Here is a 24,605-nt window from a genome sequence, read left to right as displayed (position 1 = left end):
CCCTGTGCCGGAGCATCCTCATGCGATCTCCTGTTCCGCTTTCCCTTGCCGGCATGACCGTACTGGCCCTTGCGCTGGGCATCGGCCGTTTCCTGCTCACCCCGCTGTTGCCGCTGATGCAGGTCGATGCCGGCTTGAGCCTGGTCGGTGGCGGCTGGCTGGCCTCGATCAACAACATCGGTTACCTGCTGGGCGCACTGCTGTGCACCGCGCTGGCGCTGCCGCAGCGCGCCAGCCTGCGTGTCGGCCTGGTGCTGGTGGCCCTGGGCACCCTGGGCATGGGCCTGGCGCCATCGCTGCCGTTGTGGCTGCTGTGCCGTTTCGTAGCCGGCGTGGCGGCCGCGATGCTGATGGTGCACGGCATTGCCTGGTGCAGCGCGCATCTGCGCCTGCACGGCAGGCTGGGTCTTGAGGCGGTGCTGTACAGCGGCCCTGGCGTCGGCATCATCGCCAGCGGCACGCTGGTGGCTGCGCTGCACGACGCGGGACTGGATTCGGCGCGCTGGTGGCTGGCGTTCGGCGTGGCCAGCGCCGCGATGATCGCGGTGATCTGGCGGGCGCTGGACGCACCTGCTGCTCCCGCTGTCGCAGCCGTGGCGAAAGGTGGTTCCCGCGACGCCGCCCCGACCTGGCCGCTGGTGGCGATCTATGGCCTGTTCGGTTTCGGCTACGTGATTCCCGCCACCTTCCTGCCGCTGATCGCCGACGCCCAGCTGCACCTGCCAGCGCTGCGCGAATGGTTCTGGCCGCTGTACGGCGTGGCCACGGTGCTTGCCACCTTGCTGCTGGGCGCATTGCCTGTGCGCAGCAACTACGCCGGCTTGGCCGGTTGTTGCCTGTCGATGCTGCTGGGCACCGCGCTGTGCCTGTACTGGCCCAGCCGCGCCGGACTGGCGCTGGGCACCGTACTGGAAGGCGCGGCGATCACGCCGGTGGTGATGTTCGCCATGCGTGAGGCGGCGCGACTGGCACCACGCGATCCCACCCGCCTGATCGGCGCGCTGACCGTCGCGTTCGGCATCGGCCAGATCGTCGGCCCGCCGGTGGCCGCCACGCTGGCTGCACGCCATCACGGCTTCGCTGCGCCGCTGGAACTGGCCGCGCTGGCATCCGTGTTGGCACTGGCGATCGCGCTGTCGCGGCTACGCCATGGCGGCGCGCTCAGGGCAACGCCGCGTGCCGCACTTCCAGGTTCGCCTTGCGCACCGTCTCCACGAAGCCCGCGAACGGAATGTCGGTGATGCCGACCAGACCGATGTGCGAATTCTCGCCGTCGAGCAGGCGGCCGGTGACGGGCTGGTCCACGTAGTCGAACCAGTGCGCGCCCACGATATCGGGGTTGGCCGCGGCGGCCGCGACGAACGTTCCGTAGGCCTTGCCGCGCTGCGCTTCATCCCACACGCTCACTACGCCCTTGCCGAACGGCCCGCGATCGTCGGAGCCGAAATGGAACTCGGTGATCAACACCGGCTTGCCGAATTTATGCATCGCCGCGGCGTCGAAGCCATGCCCTGGCACGTCGGCGTACACGTTGAAACTCGCCACATCGCAATACTCGGCGCAGGCGGCGATGGCCTCGGGCGTACTGGCGGCGAAGCGGCCGCCAAGGAACAGGTGATGCGGGTCGTGACGATGGATCGCCTGCGACACTACATGGAAATACTGGTCGGCGTAGCGGCGCAACCAGGCGCTGTAGTCCGCGGCGATGGCAGGATGCGTTTCACCCGGCTCAGGTGCCTGGAAGTTGGTGGCCTGCAAGGCATCCCACGCGGGCAATGAAATGCCCCATGCCGCCGCGAGCCTGTCCGGCGTGCCGTATTTCTTTTTCAGCTCGGCGATGAAAGCCTGCTTCGCATCGCTGCGCGCCTCGCCATGCAGCGTGCCGATCGCCAGCGCCCATCGCCCCTGCGGTTCGGGCGCGGCCCAGGCTAGTTCGTTGTCGGCGAAATAGCCGAGCAGCCAGGAGTCGTCGCGCACACCCTGCGTGGCCTTCATTGCCGCTGCATCCGCCGCCTGCGCGAAGCGCGGGTCGAACGGGTCGGGCATGCGCCCCCACCAGTCGTAACCGGTGGCGACGTTGCCGAACACGCCTTCGACGTTCACCGAGCGCGTATAGGGCAACCGGCGCATCACGCCCAGTGCGGGATCGCTCCAGTTGCCGAGCGTGTTGAAGCCCCAGCCCTTGAGGCGCGCCAGCGTGCGTGTGCGCCAGGTGGCCACCCAGTCCCGGCCGTCCACGCGATAGAGATTCGCTGCGTAGAAATCGAACCACCGGCCATGGTCGCAGCAACGGTCTGCGCCGGCGCCCTGCTGCGCATTGCGGTTGTCGCCCGTGCCCCAGAATGGGGCCCACGCGCTGCCGTCCGGCGGCAGGCCGGTGAACATGAACTCGCGACCCTGCACATAGCTGCGTCCGCCGTCCGCCGCCACCGCATTCACGCCCAGCGAGAAGAAGGCATGACCCTCCGGCGTGACCAGCCACCAGCGATTGCCGGATTTCTGCGTGTGGAACCAGCCGGTCTTCTGCAGACGGACATCCAGACGACCGCCGTAGCCATCTTCACCGGCGGTCGGCGCAGCAGGGGGCGCCTGCTGCGCGGCGACGCGCAACGCGGCATCGTCGGCGATCTTCTCGGGCCAACGAGCGCGCGTGTATTGGCCGTAGCGGTCGACGACGCCAGCATAGGCGCGATGCAGTGCGGTTTCGCCCGCGACCACGTCGAGCTTGCCGAAGAACACGGATTGCGCTGCCTGCGGTGCGGGCATGGAAAGCCGCACGGCGCGCACCACGGAGAGATCCAGCGTGCCCTCCACCGTGGTAGCCACCAGCAGGCGCCGGCCCTGGTCGTCGAATGGCATGGGCGGCCCGGCCTGCATGCCGAAGGCCAGCGGCGAGGTGGCATGCAGCGGAACCACCAGGGTCTGCGCGGGACCGGCGGGCAGACCCACCACCGCGTGCAGGTGCGACTTCGCATCCGCTCCGTCGATGTCGACCACGAGCGTCACCGCCCATGGCATCGCGTCCTGCACACGCAGGCGCAGCTCGCCCTGCCCTTGCCAGCTCCAGCTGCCTTGCACAGGCGTCACCGCGATCTGCGGTTGTGCGGCGGGCTGGAAGGTGTAGCGCCGTTGCGCCACGCCGTCTTGCGCGGTCTCCGTGGTCGCCGCCCGCGTCACCTGTTGCATGCCCATGCGCACCGACGCCACCGGGGCGGCCAGGTTGACCACGTCCGTCGCCGCGGATCGGGCGGCGAACAACATGGCGACAGTAAACAGCCAGGCTCGTTTCATGACGCGTCGGTGGTGCCCCGGAGGGTTCCGAGTATGCGTCGCCGCAGCTGAAGCGCAATCAAGCCGTGCGCTGCTGCCAGCGTTGCCATAGCCAGTACACCGGCGCGCCCAGTGCGATGATCAGCAAGCTCATGCCGGCATCGTGGGGCGAGGAAATCGCCGTGGCGACGATCACGCCCAGCACGGTCACCACGAACACCAGCGGCATCAGCGGGAACAGTGGCACGCGGTACGGCGCCGGTTCGTCCACGAACTTCCAGCGGTACCAGAACAGCGTGCCGATGCCGAACGCATGGCCCAGCCACTCGCCCACCGTGGTGTAGTCCACCAACTGGCCGAAGTTGCCCCACAGCATCAGCACCACCGTCCACGCGCCCAGCAGCGCCAAGGCTACCTGCGGTGCACGCGTGCGTGGATCGATGTAGCCCACTGCGCGGAACAGCATGCCGTCCGCGCCCATGGTCTGCAGCACGCGCGCGCCGCCGGCGATGGCGATGCTGCAATAGCCGAAGGTGGAACAGGCGATACCGATCGCCATCACCTTCGCGCCCGCCTCGCCGAACAGGCGGCGCATCAGGTCGGCCGCCGGCGCCTGGCTAGCGGCCAGCCCCGCGTGACCCAGGCCGGTGAGGTAGGCCACGTTGGCCAGCACGTAGGCCAGTACCACGCCAAGCATGCCGAGCAGCAGGGCGCGCGGCAGCGTGCGCTGCGGATCGCGCACCTCGCCGGCGAGATCGTTGAGGTAGTGGAAGCCGCCGTAGGTGAACAGCACCGGCAGCAGCGCGCCCACGAAGGCGCCGCTGGACACGTGATGCGTGGTGTCGACCGCCAGCACGCCGCCCAGATGGCCGTGCGCCAGGGCCAGCCCCACCGCCACCAGCAGCGCGATCGCCGCCAGCTTCAGCACCGCGAAGATGTTCTGCATCAACGCGCCGGCGCGGATGCCGAACAGGTTCACTCCCACGATGAATATGATCGCCGCCACGCCGACCGACTTCACCCACAGCAGCGGCAGGCCTACCGCCTGGCAGAAATAGTCGGCGAAAGTAGTGGCCACTGCGGCCACGCTGCCGGGGTAGTTGATCAGCGCCATCGTCCAGCCGAACAGGAAGGCTGGCAGCGTGCCGAAGGCTTCGCGCAAGTACAGGTAGATGCCACCCGCATGCGGACGCCGCGAACCGAGCTCCGCGTAGCACAGCACGCCGGTGAGCGTGAGCAGGCCGCCCAGCACCCACAACGCCAGCAGCGGCAAGCCGGATGCCGTGCGCTCGGCCACCGTAGCCGGCGTGCGGAAGATGCCGGCGCCGATCACGCCGCCGATCACGATCATCGCGCCGTCCCATACGCCAAGGCGGCGCAGGTAGGCGGGGGAGCTGGTTTCAGTCGTCATCCGGCAACCTTGGCATGGCGAACGGGGGTTCGACCAGTCCCCGTCGGCAGGGGTGGCTTGCGCCGCCGCCGGGCACGGCTCACGCTGCGCGCGGGGAATTCTCGGGGGCGCGATGACCAAAACCACACCGTTGCTGTTTCTGCTGCTGATCGCCGCGGCGATCTGGCTGAGCTGGCGCCACTACCAGAACGCCAAGGCCTTGCTGCAGGACTGGGCCGGCGCCAACAAGCTGCGCATCCTGCAGGCGAAATCCAATGCCGTCTGGCTGTCCGTGCCGTTGTCGATGTGGTTCACCACTTCGAGGTACCAGCTGATCTATCGCATCTCGGCCTACGACGAAACCACCCATCGCATTCGCACAGGTCTGGTACGGCTGGGTACGCCGGTATGGGGCTTCATGAACCGCGACGCGGTCGAAGTGTTCTGGGACGACGCCGGTTAGCGCTCGCGCACGGCTCAGGACTCAACGCCGCGCACGGTGCAACACGCTTTCAACCAGGATCGCGAGCAGACCCGTCGCGAAGACAAGCGCGTTCCAGCCGCCATCGAAACCCATTAGCGGCAGGGCCAACCATGCCAGCAGCAGCCACGCCACGATGGCGAACGCATAGCGGCCGTCGTCGACGAACAGACCCCAGAGTTCGGCCAGCAACTTGCGCAGCCCGCTCATCAGGCGGCCTCCCGTGTCGTGCGCCGGCACCACGCCACGCACAGCATCGCCACCGCGAGAAAGGCGCACGCCAGCGCCGGGATGGCGCGATCCTCGCCCGGCCACGCGTAGCCCATGCCCTCGCCCGCCCAGAACGTGCCGAACGCGCACAGCAGCACGCCCACCGCGAACTTCAACGTGTTCTCCGGCACCCGCGCGAGCGGCCGGTGCAGCACCACGCCCAAGGCCGCCACCACCAGCAGCGCAGCCAGCGCGCCCAGGCTGGCCGGCCACAACAACTCGGCCCGGCCGGCACCGATGGCAAGCACGATGAAGACCACCTCGACGCCCTCGAGCACGGTGCTCTTGAAGGCCACCAGGAACGCGAGCTTATCCAGGCCAAGGCGCGCGTTGCCCTGCCCACCAAGCGCCTGCATCTCGCGCCGGTAGATCGCATCCTCGTCATGCAAGGCGAGCACGCCCGCTGCGCGCAACACCGCCTTGCGCAGCCAACGCATGCCGAACAGCAGCAGCAGGGCGCCGACCACCAACTGGAAGCCGTGCAACGGGACGCGCGCAAGCGCGTGGCCGAGCAGCAGAACCAGCAACAGCAACGCCAGCAATCCCGTCGCGCAGCCCGCCAACGCGCTACGCCAGCCTCGCACCACGCCCACCGCCAGCACCACGGTCAAGGCTTCCACGCACTCCACCAGCGAGGCGAGAAAGGAGGCCAGCATCGACGGTGCGAGATGGGTCCATTGGATCAGCACGTAACGGGGCCTTCATGCAGGCAAGCGGACCGGGCGAGCATACGCCTTCTGTGCATGGCGATGCCGCACTGGCAAATTGACACGCCACGGGGCCGCGAGGAAACTGCGCACGTTTGGCGCGCCGGAGTTCCTCCGCGTGCCGTCCGGGCCAAGGGGTGCTGCGACGGATCACGATCCGCCACGCTTGGCTCGCGATAACCCCGGCAAGGGCGCCCTTTCCATGATCTTTGGAGAGTTACCCATGCCTGTCCAGCTTGCCATCGCCACTTCGGCAGCCTACCCGACCATCCACCCCGACGACGCCCACCTGGCGGCTTCGCTTGCGGCACTCGATATCCAGCCGCAGGCTTGCGTGTGGAACGATCCCGCTATCGACTGGACGCGTTTCGATGCCGTGCTGATACGCACCATCTGGGATTACTTCGAACACTACGACGCATTCCTTGCATGGCTGCGCCAGCTTGAACACGCCGGCGTGCCAGCCATCAACCCCGTCGCGCTGATGCGCTGGAACAGTGACAAGCGCTACCTGCTGCAGCTGGAAGCGCTCGGCGTACCGACCATTCCCACCCAGCTCGTCTCGCGCGCTGTCCTGCACGAGGCGCTTGCCGCATCCCCAGGTCGCGACGTCGTGGTCAAGCCGTGCGTCAGTGGCGGCGCCTGGCGCACGGTACGCGGTACGGTGGGCGATCCCGCGTTCGACCGTGCCGCCTCGGAGCTGCCGCCAGGCGAATACCTGCTGCAGCCCTTCGTGCCGGCCATCGTCGAAGACGGCGAATGGTCGCTGCTGTTCTTCGGCGGCAAGTTCAGCCATGCCGTCATCAAGCGTCCCGCCGCAGGCGACTATCGCGTGCAGAGCCAATTCGGCGGACGCACCGACGCCATCGAACCCGACGCAGCCACGCTCGCCGCCGCCAGGCACGCCCTGGCGACCTGCGCGACGCTGGGCAACGGCGACGCCGAATACGCACGGGTGGACGGCGTGGTCGTGGATGGGCAATTCCTGCTTATGGAATTGGAGCTGATCGAGCCCTTCCTGTTTCTTGCCGGGCGACCCGATGCCGCCGAGCGCAACGCCCGCGTCATTGCCGCGCGGCTGGAATCGCTGCAGACCTCGAAGGCAGGACACAGGACGGAAAACGCCTGATGGATAGCGCCGCGAGCGAGCGTCTGTTCTCCTACGGCACCCTGCAGGACGCAGCGGTGCAGCTCGCCACCTTCGGCCGGCGGCTCGACGGCTTACCCGACGAGCTGCCCGGCTATCGCCTCGAACAGCTGGCGATCCGCGATGCACAAGTCGTGGCCACCAGCGGCGCCGCGCACCATCCCATCGCGATCCGCAGCGACGACGCGGCGGATCGCGTGCGCGGCATGGTGTTCCGCCTGACGCCACAGGAACTGGCGCAGGCGGACGCCTACGAGGTCGACGATTACCGGCGCGTGGCCGTCACGCTCGCCTCCGGCTTGCAGGCATGGATGTACGTACGCGCGGAATGACCGCGCGCGCTGCATTTGCAGCTATGGCGGGTCCTTCTGCCACATGATCCTGGTGAACCTCCACCTTCCGTCCGATTGCCTCCTCATGGCCCGCAGAAAGCGCCCATGCAGCTCGACCGTCCGCGGCTGGCCGGCCGTCTGGAAATCCACCTCGAAACGACCCCACTCCACGGCTGAATCACCCTCGACGGCGACATCCTGGATATGCGGAGCGTACTTCAACACCTTCCAACCTCCCTGCGCATAGGCGGCACGCAACGCTGCCTGGCCGACGACCGGGCGATCGCCCTCTCCCAGCAACACGCCGTCCTTCGTCCACAGCGCAACCAAGGCATCGGGATCCTGGCTGAGGGTGGCCGCGACGTCTCCTTGATGCAGTTCGGCGATTCCTTGCATGGCGCCGGCGCTCGCGCTCCGACCCGTCGTGTCATGCCCGCATGCGGCAGCAGCGAACGCAACACACCCCAGCGCGAGGATCAAGCGTATGCCTTGCGTCTGCATGCCACATCTCCGCAAAGGTGGTGGACCATCACGAAAGCCAGCGTATAACCCGGGATGACGGACAAGCCAGCAAGATGCCAGACGGCGAGATTCGGCCTTCTGCGCTGACGCCGCCAAAGCTGCGCCCTAGAATCGCGGCACGTCCCTACCTTCCATGCCTGTGCCCACGCCACCCCGCAAAATCCTCCACGTCGACATGGACGCGTTCTACGCGTCGGTGGAGCAGCGCGACGACCCCACGCTTCGCGGCAAGCCGGTGGTGGTGGCGTGGAAGGGCGCGCGTTCGGTGGTGTGTGCGGCCAGCTACGAGGCGCGCAAGTTCGGCGTGCGCTCGGCGATGCCGGCGGTGCGCGCGGAACGCCTGTGCCCGCAGGCGATCTTCGTGCCGCCGGATTTCACGCGCTACAAGGCAGTGTCGCGGCAAGTACAGGCGATCTTCGCGCGGCATACCGAGCTGATCGAACCGCTGTCGCTGGACGAGGCCTATCTCGACGTCACCACGACGAAGACCGGCCTGCCCTCGGCCACGGCTACCGCCGAGGCGATCCGCGCGGCGATCCGCGCGGAAACGCAGCTCACTGCTTCGGCCGGCGTGGCGCCCAACAAGTTCCTCGCCAAGATCGCCTCGGACTTCCGCAAGCCCGACGGCCTGTTCGTGGTGCGCCCCCACGAGGTGCTGGATTTCCTCGCGCCGCTGCCGATCGGCCGCCTGCCCGGCGTGGGCAAGGTGATGGAAGGCAAGCTGGCCGCGCTGGGCCTGGCCAGCGTGGGCGACTTGCGCAACTTCGCGGCCGGGGAACTGGAGCAACGCTTCGGCCGCTGGGGCCGCCGCCTGCACGAGCTGTCGCTGGGCATCGACGAACACCCGGTGACGCCTGACCGTCTCACTTTGCAGGTGTCGGCCGAGGACACCTTCGAGCACGACCTCACGCTGGAAGAACTGGAGCCGCACATCCGCCGCCTCGCCGAAAAGACCTGGGCCGCGCACCAGCGCGAGGCGCAGGATGGCCGCATCGCCCGCACCGTGGTGCTGAAACTCAAGACCGCCGACTTTCACACCCTCACACGCAGCCTCACGCCCGCGCAGCGGCCGGGCTCGGCATCGGAACTCGCTGAACTGGCCTGCGCCCTGCGTGCACGGGTGGAGCGCCCCGCCGACAGCCGCTACCGCCTCGTCGGCGTGGGCATGTCGGGCTTCGTCGATGCTGACAGCTACGTGGCGCAGCGCGATTTGTTCGAGGCCGTCTGACACACCTCTACGGGTGCGCATGTTTTTGCGAACATCCGCCATTCATCCTGCCGACCGGATGCCGTCCTATGGTGATGGCACCATGCGTCACATGGCCTGCCAATCCGAGGTTACGTCATGACCAAAACCATCACCGCCGTCCTGATCGCCACCGCTTTCGCGCTGCCAGCCTCGTACGCCCTGGCTGCCCCGCAGCACAACGGCGGCGGCCACACCCCGCCCGGCCAATCGTCCATGCCCATGAACCACGATGCACATGGCGATGCGGTGTCTGGTACCGCGCACATGGCAAAGATGGACGACACCCATGTCGGCAAGGCCGTCAGTCCGGTCGCCAACAGCAAGAACAAGGGCAAGCACGGGGCCAAGGGCCACGCCAAGACCCATCATCAGCACTGAGCTTCCTGTGCTTCACGCGCAACAGGGCCGGATCAGGTGATCCGGCCCTGTTTGCATTCCGGGGCGCGCCTTTCCCGACGTCGCCACAACACAGCCGCCGCTTCGTCGATGCCGGCTGCTACCTGGCGTGGCGCAACCTGCTCGCAGGCACCTGACCGACTGACAGGCCTTGCAGCACGCGATCAGTGCGAGCTGGCGCTCGCATCGACGGTGCTGCCAGCGGGCGCGGCGTCCGGCGTGCCGGCTACCGGGGCGGTGCTTGCAGCCGCCGCCGGCAAGCGCAGCTCGGGATTGTCCTGCTGCGCCTTCAGCTGCTGGATGCGCTGTTCGATCGCACTCAGCTCGCTGCTGGTCGAGCGCAGGTCGCTGCTCAGCGTCACTGCCTGTTGGCGCGCCTGCTCCTGCTGCAAGGCCACCTGCTTGGCCTGCTGCTGCTGATGCGAGATGTCTTCCTGCAAGGCCTGCAGGCGCTGCTGGTTGGCCGCGACCATTTTCGCGGCATAGGTCTTGCCGGCCTGCAGGCGCAACGCATCGATGTCGGCCTGGGCCAGCTGTTCGGTCTGCTCGGCAAAGGAGCGGTAGAGACCCTCGGCGCTCTTGTCCGACTCGGTCTTGATCACGCGCCAGATCGCCTTGTCGTGGAACAACACCGCGAAATAGGTGAGCGTATCGGCCTGGAACAACAGGCTGGCGCCATAGGTACCGTTGTAAGTGGTGCGCAGCTCGGTCAGCTGATGGCTGTCCATCAGCTGCTGCAGGTAGGCCACGGTGCTGCCCGGGGCTGCCTGCTGGGCGGCGACCACCTGTGCCGTCGGGGTGGGGGTCGAGGCAGGCACAGGCTTGGGCTGAGTAGCCAGCACTGTTGCCGAGCAGCCGGTCAAGGCCAGCGTGATAAGCGCAGCCAACACCCGCCGCGCGCACGCACTGCGAATCGCTCGATTCATCCCCTGCTCCCCATGATGGTCTGCGTCCCGGGCGACCCATCGAATACCCGATCCGACGAAGTCTAAGGCCGCGCCACCGCGGGTCAAGTGTCGGAGCGTGGAAGGCACGATCAGTACACCAGCTGCGGGCCGGCGGCGTTGCACTGCACCGCGCGCAGGTTCACTTCGGCCGTGCCCAACTGGACGCCGAGCACCTGCAGCAACGGACTGACCAGCGCGGTATCCAGGGTGGAAAACAGCGGTTGCAGCACCGGCTGCAGGACGCCGGTCAGCCCGGACAGCAACGGCCCGAGATTGAGTCCACCCAAACCGCCCAGCACGGTCGTGCTGGTTTGCAGGTTGCTCGACGTCAGCAGGCTGCTGATGACGTTGCCGAGTTCAGGCGGCTGGCTGGTCGTTGGCGGCGGCCAGGTCATGCCGGATTGCTGCGTCATCGGCACGGTGGGATCGACGCTGAAGGTATGCGTCCACGCCGGGATGGCCGTCAGCGAGACGCTGGAGGAGGCGTTCAACGTCGCTACGGGCAATCCCAGCAGGTTGACGTTGACCAGCGGCGCCGGCTTTCCGGTGGCAACGATCAAGGACCATGACTGGCTGGTGTTCCCGATGGCCCCTTGCGGCAGGCTGCCAAGAAAAGCATTCAACAACCCGGGCGAAGTCTTGATGGTCACTTCGTTCGCCATCGATCCGTTGCTTCCCTGCACACCGCACTGGATAGCGGTGATGGTGGCGTCCGTCGGCGCCACCTCCAGGTAAAGCGGCACCTGCGCCAGCGACTCGTTCCCGGTCAGCGGATTGCTCGGAACGGACACGCTGAGCGCCAGCCGGATCTGCGCTGTATGCGCCGTCGCACCCACACCGCCGACGGCGATCTGCGGCGGCTCCACGACACTCAGTTGCACGCCGACCTGTGCCACTCCCGGCAAGCTGACGGTGGCGGCAGGCAGCGCTACCGCGTTCCGGCTGTCGGCAGCCAGCAGCGTGGCGTTCAATATGTCCAGCGCATTGACGTTGGTGTTCAGTGCAGCCGTCGGGTCGATCGTGTTGGCATCGACGTTGAGTATCGTGCCGAGGTCGATGGGCACGTTGCCCATTTGCGCCGCGATGGTCGCCACCTGCTGCTGCACGAATGTCAGGTCGATGTTGGCTGCCTGCGGACTGCGCGACAAGGCGCTCACGTAGGCGTTGAGGAAGTCGCCGACGGTGATCGGCGCATTCAGCACGCCGTTGACGGTGCCGGCGCTGATCGGCAGTTGCTGGACCAGGTCGAGCAGCGAAATATCCGCGTTCGCGATGCCCTGGTAACTCAGCAGGCTCAGACCCAGCTGGGTACCCAGCGCACTGGTGAGCACCTGATTCAAGGGACTGGAGGCATTGATTCCGGCCAGCTGCGAACCCACCGAGAAGGCGGCGATGGGATCGGCATTTGCAGCGACGGCCGTGGAACCTGTGCCGTTGTAGTTGGTGATGCCGAAGATCGGCACCAGCGGCATCGTGGCCGCAACCCGTACCGCATTCGCCGGGCCGGCGCCGGCTACGAAATGCTGATCGGGATGGGCAGGATCGTCGCCGGCTTTCGTGGGGTCCCAGTGTCCGCACTGGATCGCCAGCGTGCCGCCGAACTGATTGTCGGTGGCGGCATTGCCGCGCGCCGCCGCGTTGTCCGTATTGTCGGCACTGCAGGTCGAAAGGCGCTGGGCACCGGCCAGCGCGGCGAGGTCGGCAGCTTTCTGGGAATCGCGCTTGGCCCAGTACAGGTAACCCACCTCGACCGCGCCCAGGATGCTGACCAGGCCGAGCAGCAACAGCAGCATGGCCACCACCATCGAGCCTTGCTGGCGCGCGGACAGGTGGTGCGTCGACGCATTCGCCGTACCCGGGCAACTATGGAGCATCCCCCTGGCCATGGCAGCTATCTCCCGCCGCTGCCGTTCTTGCCCACGCTCGATTCGTAGAACTCCGGAATGCCGTGGTTGAAGCTCTTCATGTAGCGGTCGTAACCGGCGCTGGCCTGGTTGCCCAGCATGGGCAGGCGTGTACCGGGCCGGTCGTCGTCGGCCTGCAGGCCGAGCAGGTAGCGTGTGGTGTCGCCGACTTCGTTCGCGCGGAACGCCGGCGCGGATGCGGGATTCGCATCGGCTTGCTGCGACGGCGTGGCGGACGGCGCGGCAGCTGCCGACGGCGCGGGCGACGGCGCAGCGGCCCCATGGCCCATCATCCGCCCGGTCAGCGGCTGCTGCTGGGCCATGCCTCGTGGCGACGCGGTGAGCAGGCAAGCCGCCATCAGCGCAACGACCATGGGTCCGTGCTGTATGCGCGTGAACTGGGTCTTCATGGATGGGCCTCAGTGGTCGTGGACGATGGGCCGAAACGATCGAGCATCGAACCGGGTATGCCGGCGATCCGCGCTGGCGGCTGCGAGCGCATGCCCTGCGGCGCGGATGTCGCCGGCGGCATCGCTGCGTTGTCGGCGACCGGCGCCGCATCCGCGGCCGGCGCGGCCGCGCGCAGATGGGCCGCGAGTTGCAGCACGGCATCGCGCGTGGCTTGCGGCAGCGCGGCGCGGCTCATCAAGGCGTCGGCCTGCGCATCCCTGTCGCTCAACAGCATCCACAACGCGAGATTGGAGATCGCCTTGACGCTGTCCGGCGCCAGTTCGGCGGCCTTGGCCAGCGGCTCGCGCGCGGCGGCGATGCGACCAGACTGCAATCGCTCGTAACCAAGATCGCCCAGGTAATTCACGTTGATCGGCTCCATGCCGACCGACCGCTCCAGCGCCTGTTCCGCTTGCGCATGATCGCCGGCAGCCGCATCGATCAAGCCCAGCCCATGCCAGGCAGCCGCGGCCTGGTCGGTGCCGAGCAGACCGCGGTATACGACTTCGGCCCGTGCGGGCTGCCCGACTTCGCGCAGCGCATCGGCCTGCAGGCGGCGCAGCTCGGGCGGATCGCCATAGAGTTGGCGAAACGCGTCGATGTGCGCCAGCGAGGCGTAGTAGGCGCCCTTCTGCTGCATCTGGCGGATCAGGTCGAGGTACATCGCGCGACTACTCGTGGCCGAAGCCTGCGTCGGCGGCGTCAAGCTGGGCTGCACATGATTCAGATAGCCGCCGCGCGCCGCGCAGGCATCGAGCAACAAGCATCCGGCCGCTGCGAACAAAAGCGCCAGTGCACGCGGCACGCAGTGGTGTGTCATGGTCAATGGCCCCTCAACTTCACCACGGTGCCGATCAGCGACACCACTGCCGGACCGGCCAGCACCAGCATCAGCGCGGGCAACAGAGTGAGCATCATCACCATGGTCATCTTCACCGAAAGCTTGCCGGTCTTTTCCTTCATGCTCATGCGCCGCTGCTCGCGCAGGCGTTCGGCAAACTGGCGCAGCGGCTCTTGTACGGCGCCGCCGTGCTGGTGCACCTGCAGGATGATCTGCACCAGGCTCTTCAGGTCATCGTTGCCGAACGACTCGGCCAGCCGCCGCAGCGACTGGTCGCGCGGCCGCCCACGCATGTAGGCGATGTTGGCGTCGCGGATTTCCCGGCCAAGCACCGGCAACACGGGATGGAAGCGCTCGGCAATCAGCTGCAGGCTCTGATCCATGCTGAAACCCACGCCCTGCAGCAGGCGCAGCAGGTCGATCAGCAGCGGTAGTTCGTCTTCCACGCGCCTGCGCAGGCGTTCGGCCCAGCTGCGCAACACCAGCTTCGGCAACCACACGCCGAGCGCCAGCCCCAATACCAGCACGGCCACGAAGCGCAGGCCCTCGGGACGCAGCAGCAGCGCCAGCAGCACCGGCAAGACGAGGGCGAGGGCCAGGCGCAGGCCGAGGAAGATCGCTCGGCCGGAACGGTCGTTGCGATTGATCTGGTCGAGCAGCAACCGATCCTCGGGCGCCAGCAAAGCCTTGCCCAGATGACCTTCGCCGAAGTGCCTACCGATAGATTCCAGCCATTCCAGCACGACGCGCCAGCGCGCCCCGCCCGCCTCGCGCCGTGGGCTCTCGCGCGCCATGCGCGACAACGCCTGGTCGATCACCTGGGTGCGCTGCTCGGTCTGGCGCACGCGCTGCAGCAGGCTCACGCCCAGCAGCGCAAGGCCAAGCGCCAACGCCAGCAGTGCAAGGGCCAGCAACAGGCCGGCGCTCACAGCGACCTCGCCAACCGATACAACAGGAAGCCACCCAGCAATTCCAGGCCCAGCGCCATCAGCAAGAGGCGGTGGCCCATCGGCTCGGTGAACATGGGATGGAAGAACGCGGGATTGACCAGCGTCATGAAGATCGCCACGACCACGGGAAGCAATCCGAGCACCCAGGCCGACATGCGGGTCTCGGAAGTGATCGCGCGCAATTCGAGCTGCGCCTGGTCCAGATCGCGCATGAAGTCGCTCATGCGCTGCAGGATGTGATCGGCCCGGCCGCCCATGCGCATGCCGGTACCCAGCACCACGTGCAACAGGTCCAGCTCGTTCAGGCGGTAAGGCTGCGCTGCCAGTTGCAGCGCGCGATCCAGTTCCATGCCGCTGCGCGCGGACTGGATGGCGCGGTCGAGCACGGCGCGCAAGGGCATCTGCACCGTGGCCGCCGACGATTGGAACGCCATCGGCAAACTGTTGCCGATGCTGGCCAGGCGCACCATCGCGTCGAGGAAGTCCGGCAGCTGGCGCGCCAGCCGCTTGCGCTGGCGTTCGATGCGCGCACGGAGCCACAAGCCGAGGCCGATGGCATAGACGACGATCAGCAGCGGAAACGCCCATGCGGTACCGATGCGCCACGCACCAAGCATCGCCAGCAGCACGCCGGGCAACAGCAATGACAGCAGCGTGCGCCAGCCAACCGGCAAGTCGGCGCGCAAGCACAGCGCGTCGACCCACTGGGCGATGCCCTGCCCCGGCACCGGCTCTGACGGCGGCGCGGCGGCAGGGGTGGCGGCGGCCGGCGCGCGCACCGGCTCACCCAGGCTCTTCTCCAGGCGCGCCATGCTGCGCCGGTGTTGCTGCCGCAACGGGCTGCCCCACCACAGTTCCACCGCCGCGGCCAGCAGCAACGAAACCACGCTGAGCAGCGCCAGCGCAGAGATCACGTCCAGACCTCGCGTGCGGCATCCAGCAGGAACTGCCGGAACGGCTCCAGCTTGCGCGAATGCGGCTGGAAGCCCAGCCCGGGCCAGGACTCGCGCTCGTTGCCGTTGGCGTCGACCTGGGTTTCGTAGCGATACATCTCCTGGGTGGTGATGATGCGGTCGCTGACCCCGGTGACCTCGGTGACCGAGGAGATCACGCGGCGGCCGTTGCCCAGCCGCGCGATCTGCACCACGAAGTCGATGGCGCTGGCGATCTGCCGACGCAGGCTGTCCTCGCTGCCCTGGAAGTCGGCGAAGCCGGCCAGCATCTCCAGCCGGTACAGACCGTCGCGCGGCGAGTTGGCGTGGATGGTGGACATCGAACCGTCGTGGCCGGTGTTCATCGCCTGCAGCATTTCCAACACCTCGGCGCCGCGCACCTCGCCCACCACAATGCGGTCCGGGCGCATGCGCAAGCTGTTGCGCACCAGCTCTCGGATGCTCACCGCGCCGCCGCCGTCGAAGCCACCTAGCCGGCTTTCCAGCCGCACCACGTGCGGATGGTTGAGCGAGAGCTCGGCGGTGTCCTCGATGGTCACCACGCGCTCCTGCCTCGGGATATGGAATGCCAGCGCATTCAGCAGCGAGGTCTTGCCGGAGCTGGTGCCGCCGGAGATCAAGATGTTGCAGCGCGCTTCCACGGCCGCCTGCAGCAGCGCGCCGATCTGGCGGTCGAACGTGCCATTCGCGAGCAAGTCATCCGGCGTGAACGGGTCGCGGCGGAACTTGCGGATCGAGACGCTGGGACCACCCACCGACAACGGCTCGATCACCGCGTTGAGGCGGCCGCCGTTGGGCAGCCGCGCATCCACCATCGGCGTGCTCTCGTCCAGTCGCCGGCCCAGCGGCGCCAGGATGCGGCGCACGATGCGCAGCACATGGCGATTGTCGATGAAGCGCACCGGCGCCCGCTCCAGCACGCCGCGGCGCGAGACATAGACATCCTGGTAGCCGTTGACCAGGATGTCCTCTACCTCGGCATCGGCAAGCAGGTCGTCCAACGGACCGTAACCGGCCAATTCCTTGACCAGCGCCGTCGATACCTTGCGCATCTCCTCTTCGTTGATCGGGATGCGCCATTCCTGCACGAAGCACGAGGTTTCCGCGTCGACGTACTTGACGGTGGTGTCACGCGACCAGGCCGCGATGTCGAGATGGTTGTCCTCGATGCGATTCAGCAGGAACTCGTGCGCCGCCGACATCACGTCGTGGAACTGCTGGGTTTGTTCGTAGGGAATCACTGATTCTTCCATCGGAAGCCTCCCAAACGGGCGAGCCAACGCGGCCGCGGCGCCTGCGCCGTGGCGGCGGTTGCCGGCTGCAGTCGCTCGAGCAGCGGGCGCATGGCACGCAAATAGGAGTCGCGTGGCGCGATCTGTTGCAGCAGCAAGCCCTGGTTGGCGCTGGCGCGCAGCACGCGCGAGCGCTCGGGCAACACCGCCAGCAAAGGCAACCCGAAGCGGCGAGCGACCTGCTCCGGCTCCATGCCGCCTTCCCGGTCGTAGCGGTTGATCACCAGCGACAGGCGCTCATCGCGCAACCCCCGCTGCCCGAGTTCGCGCAGCGCGGCGTCCAGCGACACCATGCTGCCGATGCTCTGGTCGGCGACCAGCCAGATCTCGTCGGCGAGCTGCAGCAAGGGCAGCGGAACCTGCGGCAGCGGCAGGCCACCCAGGTCGCACAGCAGCAGCTCGAAATGGTTGCGCAGGCGCTCCATCAGCGTGCCGCTATCGTCTTCGCTGCGCGGCGGCTCAGCCAGGTCGCTGCGTTGCGAGAGCACGGCCAACTGGCTGGTGTGGCGCCCCAGCGCGGTACGGATCAGGGTGGCGTCGATGCGGTGCGCGCCACGCAGGGCGTCGCTGTACTGGAACTCGCCTTCGACGCCCAGGTACAGCGCCGCATCCCCGGCGGGGCGCCCCAGTTCCAGCAGCAGCACCTGGCGTTGCGTGTCCGGTTCGTTGCCGCCCATCGCCGATACGCCCAGGTGCGCGGCAAGCGTGCTGGTGCCGATTCCCGGGCGCACACCCAACAGCAGCACGATGCGCCCGCGCGCTACCGGCGCAGGCGCTTGCACCGGTGCGCGGAGCCGCCCTTGCGCGGCCGCTTCGCGCATCCGCGCCAGCAACGAGCGGATCTCCTCGTCCGGCATGTTCGGATCGATGAAATCGAGCACGCCGGCACGCAGCGCCGCCAGCACGCCGGCAGCTTCCGCACCCTCCGTACTACCCACGCCGACCAGGGGCAATTCAGGCGACCGCGTCAGCAGGCGCCTCGCCAGCTCCGCGGAGTCGGCGACGGCATCCGGCGCGAAGTCCAGCAGGATCACGTGCTGCCCATCCGTCAGCGACGATGGCATGGCTACCAATGCCGCAGGCAGGTTCTCCCAGCGCACCATCGCCAATTGTTTCAACCTGGCGGCGAGTTGTTCCGCGCGATAGGGATCGGGCGAACAGAACCGCAGTTTCATGCCGGGTTCCGGCTGATCGACGGGTCGCAGGACAGGCTGAGCGGACATGGGTCACCTCACCTAGCGCGAAAATCCCGGCAACTGATCCGAACCCGCCGGGTTGAGCAGAAACGAGCCCCACACCGGCTGGTTCGGCTGCGCCTCACGCTGTCCGGGCATCGGCAGCTTGCTGCCGCGCGCGAACGGTTTTATCAGGTGCGGCGTGACGGCGATGACGAGTTCCTTGTCCTGCCGGCTGTAGCTCAAATCGCGAAAGAACACCCCGATGACCGGAATGTCGCCCAGCAGCGGGATCTTGTCCACCTGGGAGCTGATCGACTGGCTGACCAGCCCGCCGATCACGAACGTCTCGCCATCACCCAGTTCCACCGTGGTGTCGGCGCGGCGGGTGGTGATCGCCGGCACCGAGATGCCGTCGAGGGTAACCGCATTGGTGTAGTCGAGATCGCTTGCCTCCGGCGCCACCTTGAGCGCGATGCGGTCGGCCGACAGTACGGTCGGCGTCACCGTGAGGCCGATGCCGAACTGCTTGTAGATGATGGTGGTGGTGCCCAGCCCCTGCGGCTCGGGGATAGGCAGCTCGCCACCAGCGAGGAAGCTGGCGCTTTGCCCGGACAGCGCGACCAGCGAGGGTTCGGCCAGCACCCGGGCCATGCCATCGGACTGCAGCAGGTCGATGTCGGCGTTCCAGAAATGATGTCCGTCGGCACTCTTGTGTCCCGCCACCAGGCTGAAGGCGGACGACAGCGCGCCACCACTGCCGGAACCGTTGCCGGAGGCGGCGGCGGTCTTGCCGAAGCCGTAGCTGAAGCCGTTGTTGCCGGCCTGGAAGTTCAGACCGATCTGGCTCATCGCGGTCTTGTCGAACTCGACCACCTTCACGTCCACCTGCACCACGCCGCCGCTGTCCACCGTGGAGGTATCAGCCACCCGTCCCTTGTCGCCGACCGCCGCCGCCGCGGCTTCGCGGCTGCGCTCGTGGTCGAGCAGGCTGGGGACACTACCCCGCAGCAACGCCGTGCCATCCTGCACCGTGAGGCCGGTGCCGCTGCCGTCCTGCAACTGTTCCTGCACCGCGCCGCGTACCTGCACGGCCAGACGCTGCGGTGCCGCTTCGCCACGCTGCCAGATCAGCAAGGTGGTCTGTCCCGCCTGCTTGCCGACCAGCAAGGCCTCGCGCCGCCCCTTCAGCATCACCAGGTCCGCCACCGCGGGATCGGCGATCGCCACGCGCTCCAGGCTGCGTGGCAAGGTCCATGGCCGCTGCTCATGCACTTGCAACACCACCGAGGCTTCCGGCGCCGCCGCCATGACTGCGGGCGCCAGCGACAACACCGCGATAGCCGCAACGAGGCCGGTGGCCGCAAGGGAATGCGTTCGTGACATCGCTTGCCGCATCATCGACCTCACGGTGAATTGCTCCGGTTGCCGTGCGCCTCGCTGCCCGTACCGCGGATCACCTCCACGCCCTGCGAGGCAACTGCGCGATGCCCGGCGGCGAAGGGCATCGGCCTGGCCGATGCCCTGCCGGCAAGATCCACCCCATCGATGCCGGCATAGGCGCGGTTCTCGGGCGACGCCAGCGACTGCTTCTGCTCCGCACCGAGATCGCTGCGTGCGACCAGCACGCCGCGAGGCGGCGGGAACAGCGCATGATCGGGACCGCCCTCGTCATCCGGACGCCGCAACGCCAGCGACAGCTTGCCGTTCTGCGCGCCAAGCAGCAGGTGGTCGGCATCCTGGACCGGCACCGCCAGCACGGCGGTGTGCGGCGCGGCGCGCTGGGCATCGCCATCGCGCGAGGCCGCGGACGATTTGCCGGTATCCGCCGGTTTCGCGTCATCGGCGTGCGGCGGCACGGGCAGATCCTCGTCACCGTAGGCCAGCACGCGCAGGCGCGACAGCAGTAATCGCGTCTGCGTGGGATCCGTCGATGCCTTGCCGTTGTCGGTACCGGGCGCTGCCTTCAGGCTGAGGAAGACATCCACATAGTCGCCAGGCCGGATTCGATTGCCGGCACCGGCTTGTTCGTCGACCGGCACCGCGATCGCACGCTCGCCCGGGCGCAGTGCCATCGCCAAGTCGTGGGCGAGCAGGCTTGCCACCACCGGCGTGCCCGCGGGAATCCTGACCAACGGAATGCCACCGGCCGCCGAAGCTACATCGGCAAATGCGCCGGCCGGATGCTGCGGCCACTGCGCCAATTGCAACGCGTCCGGGGCAATCGGCACGCCGGGCGGCAAGGTGGTAGCCGCCACCGCCACGGCCATGCCCTGCGCCTGCGCGGCACGGGCCGTTTCCGCTGCTGCCGTGGCGACGCCCGCCACGTTCCGCGACGCCCCGGTCGTATGACGACCCAGCATGATCGCCAGCACGGCGAGTACCACGGCCAGCAGCACCAGCAGCAACGCAACCATGCGCGTGATCTTCTGCATCGCACCCCCCATCCGTGGCGACCGAACTTCAATCGCCGGTGGTATCCAGTTGAACCAAGGCCGTGCTGCTCAAATCCTTGCCCAGCACCCAGCCGTACACCGTGGCGGTGCCCGGTATGAAGGGGTGCGCGTCGTAATCGAAGGTCGTGGTCACCTGCACGCACTGCACGCTTGCAGCCGATGGGCAGGGGACCGCGGTGACGGCGATCAGCGGCGTGGGGCACGCCTGCGATGCGCCGGAAAAACTCAGCAGCCAGTTCATCGACTGCGCCGCTGTCGTGCAGGCCGCTGCCTCGCGCCCGGCCAGCGAGCCGTCGCTGCCGTAGCGCAAGGCCGCGCGCGCGCCATTGGCCGCCGCCAGCGCCAACGACTGCTTGGCAGCGAAAATCAGCACCCCCGACAGGGTAAGCAACAGAAGCGGCAGCACACCGAACAGGAATACCAGCGCGAATTCCACCGCCACCACGCCGCGCTGCGCCTGGTGGCGTGTTCCGCCACCGCAGCGCGTCGCCATCCGGGTAGCGACGCCACGACAAGTTCGGCGGGAACGAATGCGCATGCCGTTCACCATCGCGTCAACTGCGGTGCCGCCACTGTCAGCAGCGCCCCCATTGCCATATACGCGGCAAACGGCAAACCCTTGCGCCCCTGTCGCGCGGCCAGTACGTATTGCCACGCACGCGTGCCGGCCATCTTCATTCGCAACCGTTGCATGCCCGCGCCGGTACGGCGCATCAGCAGCATGCAAAGGGCGTGCGCGCCGCCGAACAAGCTGGCGACGATCCATATCGGCAGCAAGGCCTTGCCCCCCAGAAGAAAACCAAGCACCGCGAACAGTTTCACGTCGCCTGCCCCCATCCAGCCGAGCACATGGAAAGGCAGCAGCGCCAGCAGACCGATGACCAGTCCTGCCAACGCTGTCCAGGGCGTCGGCCCCGTACCGCCCAGCCACGTCCAGATCACCCCCACCGCCCCCAGCAGCAACGCCGCCAGCAACCAGACGTTTCGCACGCGGTGCGCGTACAGATCGCTAGCGATCGTCAGGACACATAACGCAATGGCTGATGCGTGCGGCAGATAAGACAAACCCTGTCTCCATACATGCGTGCACTTGCAGCAACGATAAAGTTCGGCGCTACGCTGTTGTGCCCGCCGCTTTGGCAATCATGTTGAGAAGGTTGGTAAGCAAGGTTTGAAGAGGCCCTGAAAAAACGGCAACGATGGCTGCGGCCACAATCGCCGCCAAAACCCCATATTCCAGCGCAGTGATTCCGTCTTCTTCACGAATGAAATTACGAATTGAGGTTTTCATGTCCCCTCCTGTGGCGCAATGGCCGACCCGTTTTCACGAATGGCGCGGTGCGATAGCCAAGGCCCGCCATCCGACTACCCGCGGCCGCGGCCGCGGTTGGCCCGCCCGGGCCGTCTGCGTGGGGTACGGCCCTTTGCCGAGGGCCGCACTTTGAATTACCGGGGGGAGTGGCTGGGGTGGGTTTCCGGCCGTGATCAACATCAGCCCGACGGGCGCGGGCCGATGCACGCACATTGCGCAGCGGTGGAGCGGTGACGCGTTGCAGCGCACCGTGCACGATGGCCCACGACATCCCTATGTCCCCCTTGTTCGCACAGCCGAATTTCAAAACCCGTTTTCGGCCAAGGCGTAGCACATTCTTTTACGACACACCATCCGGAAATGCACAAAAACGGCACGTATCGACTGCCGCCCACGTGATGTAAATCGCATTACCCGGCGACGGCGTGTCGGCGATCAGGGAAGATGCCGAATACGTGCATGCATTCGAAGCGCCATTCGGGTTAAATGTTAAGACGCGACCGCGCGGCGGATAATTTCCTCCGCGAATGTTGGCAAGGATTCTGGCAACAGGGGGCAGCTCGCGGATTATGACGACTGAGGGCGTCGACACACTGTTGCCTTGCGACCTCATTTCCCTGAGCGGCATGCTCAAGGTCTGCAAGATGGAAATGGTATTGCTCGGCGATCAGGGGCCACGCGCGATCGTCGACAGCCGTACCGTGGACGACGCCTTGCTGTGCAGCACCGAAGCATCGTTTCCCTTCCGGGCGCGCTTCACCTTGCCTACCGACTGGTGCCTGCTCGGCTACGTCCATCGCACGCTCGAAACCAGCTGGTGCCATGGCATCCCGTTCGCCCGCGACACCGCCTTTGCGGTGATGCCCGAGGGCAGCAGCGAATTCATGTTCAGCGCGGACACGCGGCTCACCTTGCTGCTGCTGCCGCTTGGACGTTTGCACGAGCGGCTGGCCCGCCGCGACCCGCTGCAGGGCGGCACCTCGATCCACCTGCCGTCGATGTTCCGGACCGAAGGCAATGCGACGGCACAGGTGCTGCAGGCGATGTACCAGCACCTCCGGCAGAACCTTATCCACGGCCCTCCAACTGGCGACAGTACTCCCGCCCAGCCTCCCTCTATCGATCTGGCGGCCGTGCTGGACGCCCATCTCGACGCCGGCCTGAGCGTTACCGCCGAACACCTGCCCAGTTGCTCGCGCGGTCGCCGCAAGCACTACGTGATCATGCAGCGCGTCGACCAGTTCATGCGCGCCAACTTGCGCAACGACATCTACGTCAACGAGATGTGCAACGCGGCCGGCGTCAGCGAGCGGGCGCTGCGCTACGCATTCGAGGACCTGCTCGGCATTTCCCCGAACCGCTACCTGTCGATGCTCCGTCTGTGCACCGCATGCCGCAGCCTGGCATTGTCCGACGCCAGTCGCCGCTCGGTGAAATCGGTGGCGCTGAGTTGCGGCCTGTGGGATCTCTCCCGCTTCGCCGACAGCTATCGACGCGTGTTCGGCGAATTGCCGAGCGATACCTTGATGCGCTCGCCGCCCGGCGACACCACCCATACGACGCCCTGAAGCATTCCGCGCTGCCCGCCCGCTTCGCCGACCAGCGGCCCGGCACAAATCCGCCGCGATCGGCACCGTGGGCGAGAGCGAAGGGGGTAGCTCCCACTGCAGGCCTGCCTGGCCTGGACAGACGCCCACGGTGCCGATCGCGGCGGACTCGAGCGAGTTCAAGACCGGCGCACCACGCCAGACAGCTCCACGCGGCGATTGGGCGCGAGGCAGGCAATCAGCGCGGCGCGGTTCCGGTTGGAGCAACGCGCCAGCGGATCGCTCTTCCCGCGCCCTTCGGTGCGCATGGCGTTGGCCGGCACGCCCTGGGCCGCCAGATAGTCGCGCACGGCTTCCGCCCGGCGCTGCGACAACGCCAGGTTGTAGCGGTCGCTGCCGATCCGGTCGGTGTAGCCCACGATCATGATGTCCTCGATCTGGCTGGCGGATTGCACCTGCGCCAGCAGGTCCGACAGCTTCCCGCGTCCCTGCGGGGTCAGCGTGGAGCGATCGAATGCGAACAAGGCATCGGAGGAGAGCCTGATCGGCTGGCTGGGCATGGCCACCGGCGCGGGGGTGGGGGCAGGCCGCGGCGGCTCCAGCACGGATTCGCAGGATGCCGGCTTCCAGTGGAAGCCGGCGGCCAGATGATGCTTGTCGAAGTCGACCTGGTACTGGCAGCTGAAATGTTCGCCGCTGCCGTCGGCCTTGCGGAAATCGAAAATGTAGTTCCACTCCCGCACGCCGAATACGCCTTCGTTGAAATGCGGCGCACCGAGCAGCGCGTACAGTTGCGCCTTGCTCATCCCCGGCCCGACTTTGCGCAGGTTCTCCAAGTTGACGTAGCTGCCTTCGGGCAGGCTTGCGCGGGAAGGATCGGGAAAACCCACTTCGGTGGACGCAGCGTCATCGGCAGCTGCATGCCGCTGCACCATGCCGCAGCCATCCACCAGTAACGCCGCCATCAATGCCACCGCACAGACGCCTGCGCGCCGCTTCATCGTCAGCATGGCC

Annotated in this window: 26 protein-coding genes and 1 riboswitch; of the genes, 7 read left to right on the top strand and 19 right to left on the bottom strand. The window is 67.3% G+C overall.

What is annotated here, in order from left to right:
- Window positions 1-20: 20 nt before the first annotated feature.
- Window positions 21-1,241, top strand: coding sequence for a YbfB/YjiJ family MFS transporter (locus ISP14_RS16335; RefSeq protein ID WP_404541848.1), 1,221 nt, complete (start codon window positions 21-23; stop codon window positions 1,239-1,241).
- Here the strand turns inward: ISP14_RS16335 and ISP14_RS16330 are convergent.
- Both ISP14_RS16330 and ISP14_RS16325 read right to left on the bottom strand, forming a co-directional pair.
- Window positions 1,162-3,291, bottom strand: coding sequence for a beta-agarase (locus ISP14_RS16330; protein WP_404541846.1), 2,130 nt, complete (start codon window positions 3,289-3,291; stop codon window positions 1,162-1,164). The genes ISP14_RS16335 and ISP14_RS16330 overlap by 80 nt on opposite strands.
- A gap of 58 nt (window positions 3,292-3,349) precedes the next feature.
- Complete coding sequence (locus ISP14_RS16325) at window positions 3,350-4,681, bottom strand: APC family permease (RefSeq protein ID WP_404541845.1); 1,332 nt, start codon at window positions 4,679-4,681, stop codon at window positions 3,350-3,352.
- A gap of 112 nt (window positions 4,682-4,793) precedes the next feature.
- Between ISP14_RS16325 and ISP14_RS16320 the strand changes: the two genes are divergently transcribed.
- The gene (locus ISP14_RS16320) at window positions 4,794-5,123 is read left to right on the top strand and encodes a hypothetical protein (RefSeq protein WP_404541844.1); all 330 of its coding nucleotides are present in this window, start codon (window positions 4,794-4,796) and stop codon (window positions 5,121-5,123) included.
- Window positions 5,124-5,144: 21 nt separating this feature from the next.
- Here ISP14_RS16320 and ISP14_RS16315 read toward each other — a convergent pair whose 3' ends face one another.
- The gene (locus ISP14_RS16315; protein WP_404541843.1) at window positions 5,145-5,351 is read right to left on the bottom strand and encodes a hypothetical protein; all 207 of its coding nucleotides are present in this window, start codon (window positions 5,349-5,351) and stop codon (window positions 5,145-5,147) included.
- On the bottom strand, window positions 5,351-6,100 hold the full coding sequence (locus tag ISP14_RS16310) for a COG4280 domain-containing protein (protein WP_404541841.1): 750 nt from the start codon (window positions 6,098-6,100) through the stop codon (window positions 5,351-5,353). The genes ISP14_RS16315 and ISP14_RS16310 overlap by 1 nt, the downstream gene beginning before the upstream one ends.
- A gap of 144 nt (window positions 6,101-6,244) precedes the next feature.
- Window positions 6,245-6,322, top strand: a riboswitch (S-adenosyl-L-homocysteine riboswitch).
- Window positions 6,323-6,341: 19 nt separating this feature from the next.
- Between ISP14_RS16310 and ISP14_RS16305 the strand changes: the two genes are divergently transcribed.
- Both ISP14_RS16305 and ISP14_RS16300 read left to right on the top strand, forming a co-directional pair.
- Window positions 6,342-7,247: an ATP-grasp domain-containing protein gene (locus ISP14_RS16305; RefSeq protein ID WP_404541838.1), complete on the top strand. Its 906-nt coding sequence runs from the start codon at window positions 6,342-6,344 to the stop codon at window positions 7,245-7,247.
- Window positions 7,247-7,597, top strand: coding sequence for a gamma-glutamylcyclotransferase family protein (locus ISP14_RS16300; RefSeq protein WP_404541836.1), 351 nt, complete (start codon window positions 7,247-7,249; stop codon window positions 7,595-7,597). Before ISP14_RS16305 ends, ISP14_RS16300 begins: the two co-directional genes overlap by 1 nt.
- A 21-nt stretch (window positions 7,598-7,618) precedes the next feature.
- Here ISP14_RS16300 and ISP14_RS16295 read toward each other — a convergent pair whose 3' ends face one another.
- The gene (locus ISP14_RS16295; RefSeq protein WP_404541833.1) at window positions 7,619-8,098 is read right to left on the bottom strand and encodes a YybH family protein; all 480 of its coding nucleotides are present in this window, start codon (window positions 8,096-8,098) and stop codon (window positions 7,619-7,621) included.
- A 154-nt stretch (window positions 8,099-8,252) separates the two neighbouring features.
- On the opposite strand from ISP14_RS16295, the gene dinB reads away from it, so the two are divergent.
- Both dinB and ISP14_RS16285 read left to right on the top strand, forming a co-directional pair.
- Window positions 8,253-9,347, top strand: coding sequence for a DNA polymerase IV (gene dinB, locus ISP14_RS16290; RefSeq protein ID WP_404541830.1), 1,095 nt, complete (start codon window positions 8,253-8,255; stop codon window positions 9,345-9,347).
- Between the two features lie 117 nt (window positions 9,348-9,464).
- Complete coding sequence (locus ISP14_RS16285) at window positions 9,465-9,746, top strand: hypothetical protein (protein WP_404541827.1); 282 nt, start codon at window positions 9,465-9,467, stop codon at window positions 9,744-9,746.
- 182 nt (window positions 9,747-9,928) lie between these two features.
- On the opposite strand, the gene ISP14_RS16280 is transcribed toward ISP14_RS16285, so the two are convergent.
- From ISP14_RS16280 to ISP14_RS16220, 13 genes are all read right to left on the bottom strand, one after another.
- Window positions 9,929-10,690, bottom strand: coding sequence for a DUF2968 domain-containing protein (locus ISP14_RS16280; RefSeq protein WP_404541825.1), 762 nt, complete (start codon window positions 10,688-10,690; stop codon window positions 9,929-9,931).
- Window positions 10,691-10,800: 110 nt separating this feature from the next.
- Complete coding sequence (locus tag ISP14_RS16275; protein WP_404541823.1) at window positions 10,801-12,585, bottom strand: TadG family pilus assembly protein; 1,785 nt, start codon at window positions 12,583-12,585, stop codon at window positions 10,801-10,803.
- Between the two features lie 17 nt (window positions 12,586-12,602).
- Window positions 12,603-13,025: a DUF3613 domain-containing protein gene (locus ISP14_RS16270; protein ID WP_404541821.1), complete on the bottom strand. Its 423-nt coding sequence runs from the start codon at window positions 13,023-13,025 to the stop codon at window positions 12,603-12,605.
- Window positions 13,022-13,885: a tetratricopeptide repeat protein gene (locus ISP14_RS16265; RefSeq protein ID WP_404541818.1), complete on the bottom strand. Its 864-nt coding sequence runs from the start codon at window positions 13,883-13,885 to the stop codon at window positions 13,022-13,024. Before ISP14_RS16265 ends, ISP14_RS16270 begins: the two co-directional genes overlap by 4 nt.
- Window positions 13,886-13,887: 2 nt before the next feature.
- Complete coding sequence (locus ISP14_RS16260; RefSeq protein WP_404541817.1) at window positions 13,888-14,835, bottom strand: type II secretion system F family protein; 948 nt, start codon at window positions 14,833-14,835, stop codon at window positions 13,888-13,890.
- Complete coding sequence (locus ISP14_RS16255) at window positions 14,832-15,770, bottom strand: type II secretion system F family protein (RefSeq protein ID WP_404541814.1); 939 nt, start codon at window positions 15,768-15,770, stop codon at window positions 14,832-14,834. The genes ISP14_RS16260 and ISP14_RS16255 overlap by 4 nt, the downstream gene beginning before the upstream one ends.
- Window positions 15,767-17,062, bottom strand: coding sequence for a CpaF family protein (locus tag ISP14_RS16250; RefSeq protein WP_404541813.1), 1,296 nt, complete (start codon window positions 17,060-17,062; stop codon window positions 15,767-15,769). The genes ISP14_RS16255 and ISP14_RS16250 overlap by 4 nt, the downstream gene beginning before the upstream one ends.
- Window positions 17,047-18,276, bottom strand: coding sequence for an AAA family ATPase (locus tag ISP14_RS16245; protein WP_404541810.1), 1,230 nt, complete (start codon window positions 18,274-18,276; stop codon window positions 17,047-17,049). Before ISP14_RS16245 ends, ISP14_RS16250 begins: the two co-directional genes overlap by 16 nt.
- A gap of 60 nt (window positions 18,277-18,336) precedes the next feature.
- Window positions 18,337-19,662, bottom strand: coding sequence for a type II and III secretion system protein family protein (locus tag ISP14_RS16240; protein ID WP_404541808.1), 1,326 nt, complete (start codon window positions 19,660-19,662; stop codon window positions 18,337-18,339).
- Between the two features lie 20 nt (window positions 19,663-19,682).
- Entirely contained in the window at window positions 19,683-20,711 is a 1,029-nt protein-coding gene (gene cpaB / locus ISP14_RS16235; RefSeq protein ID WP_404541806.1) for a Flp pilus assembly protein CpaB, read from the bottom strand.
- Between the two features lie 28 nt (window positions 20,712-20,739).
- Window positions 20,740-21,225 (bottom strand): pilus assembly protein, encoded by a 486-nt coding sequence (locus ISP14_RS16230; RefSeq protein ID WP_404541804.1) that lies wholly within the window; start codon window positions 21,223-21,225, stop codon window positions 20,740-20,742.
- Window positions 21,226-21,275: 50 nt separating this feature from the next.
- Window positions 21,276-21,797: an A24 family peptidase gene (locus ISP14_RS16225; RefSeq protein ID WP_404541800.1), complete on the bottom strand. Its 522-nt coding sequence runs from the start codon at window positions 21,795-21,797 to the stop codon at window positions 21,276-21,278.
- A 49-nt stretch (window positions 21,798-21,846) separates the two neighbouring features.
- The gene (locus tag ISP14_RS16220) at window positions 21,847-22,023 is read right to left on the bottom strand and encodes a Flp family type IVb pilin (RefSeq protein WP_404541797.1); all 177 of its coding nucleotides are present in this window, start codon (window positions 22,021-22,023) and stop codon (window positions 21,847-21,849) included.
- A 590-nt stretch (window positions 22,024-22,613) separates the two neighbouring features.
- Between ISP14_RS16220 and ISP14_RS16215 the strand changes: the two genes are divergently transcribed.
- Window positions 22,614-23,612, top strand: a complete 999-nt coding sequence (locus ISP14_RS16215; RefSeq protein ID WP_404541795.1) for an AraC family transcriptional regulator — start codon at window positions 22,614-22,616, stop codon at window positions 23,610-23,612.
- A gap of 158 nt (window positions 23,613-23,770) precedes the next feature.
- Here ISP14_RS16215 and ISP14_RS16210 read toward each other — a convergent pair whose 3' ends face one another.
- Complete coding sequence (locus ISP14_RS16210) at window positions 23,771-24,592, bottom strand: OmpA family protein (protein WP_404541906.1); 822 nt, start codon at window positions 24,590-24,592, stop codon at window positions 23,771-23,773.
- Window positions 24,593-24,605: the final 13 nt, after the last annotated feature.

The sequence above is a fragment of the Dyella agri genome (genome assembly GCF_044904705.1).
In the GTDB taxonomy this organism is placed as follows: Bacteria; Pseudomonadota; Gammaproteobacteria; order Xanthomonadales; family Rhodanobacteraceae; genus Rhodanobacter_A; species Rhodanobacter_A agri.
Note: the sequence above shows the minus strand (reverse complement) of the source record. Positions and strands in the feature narration are given on the sequence as shown.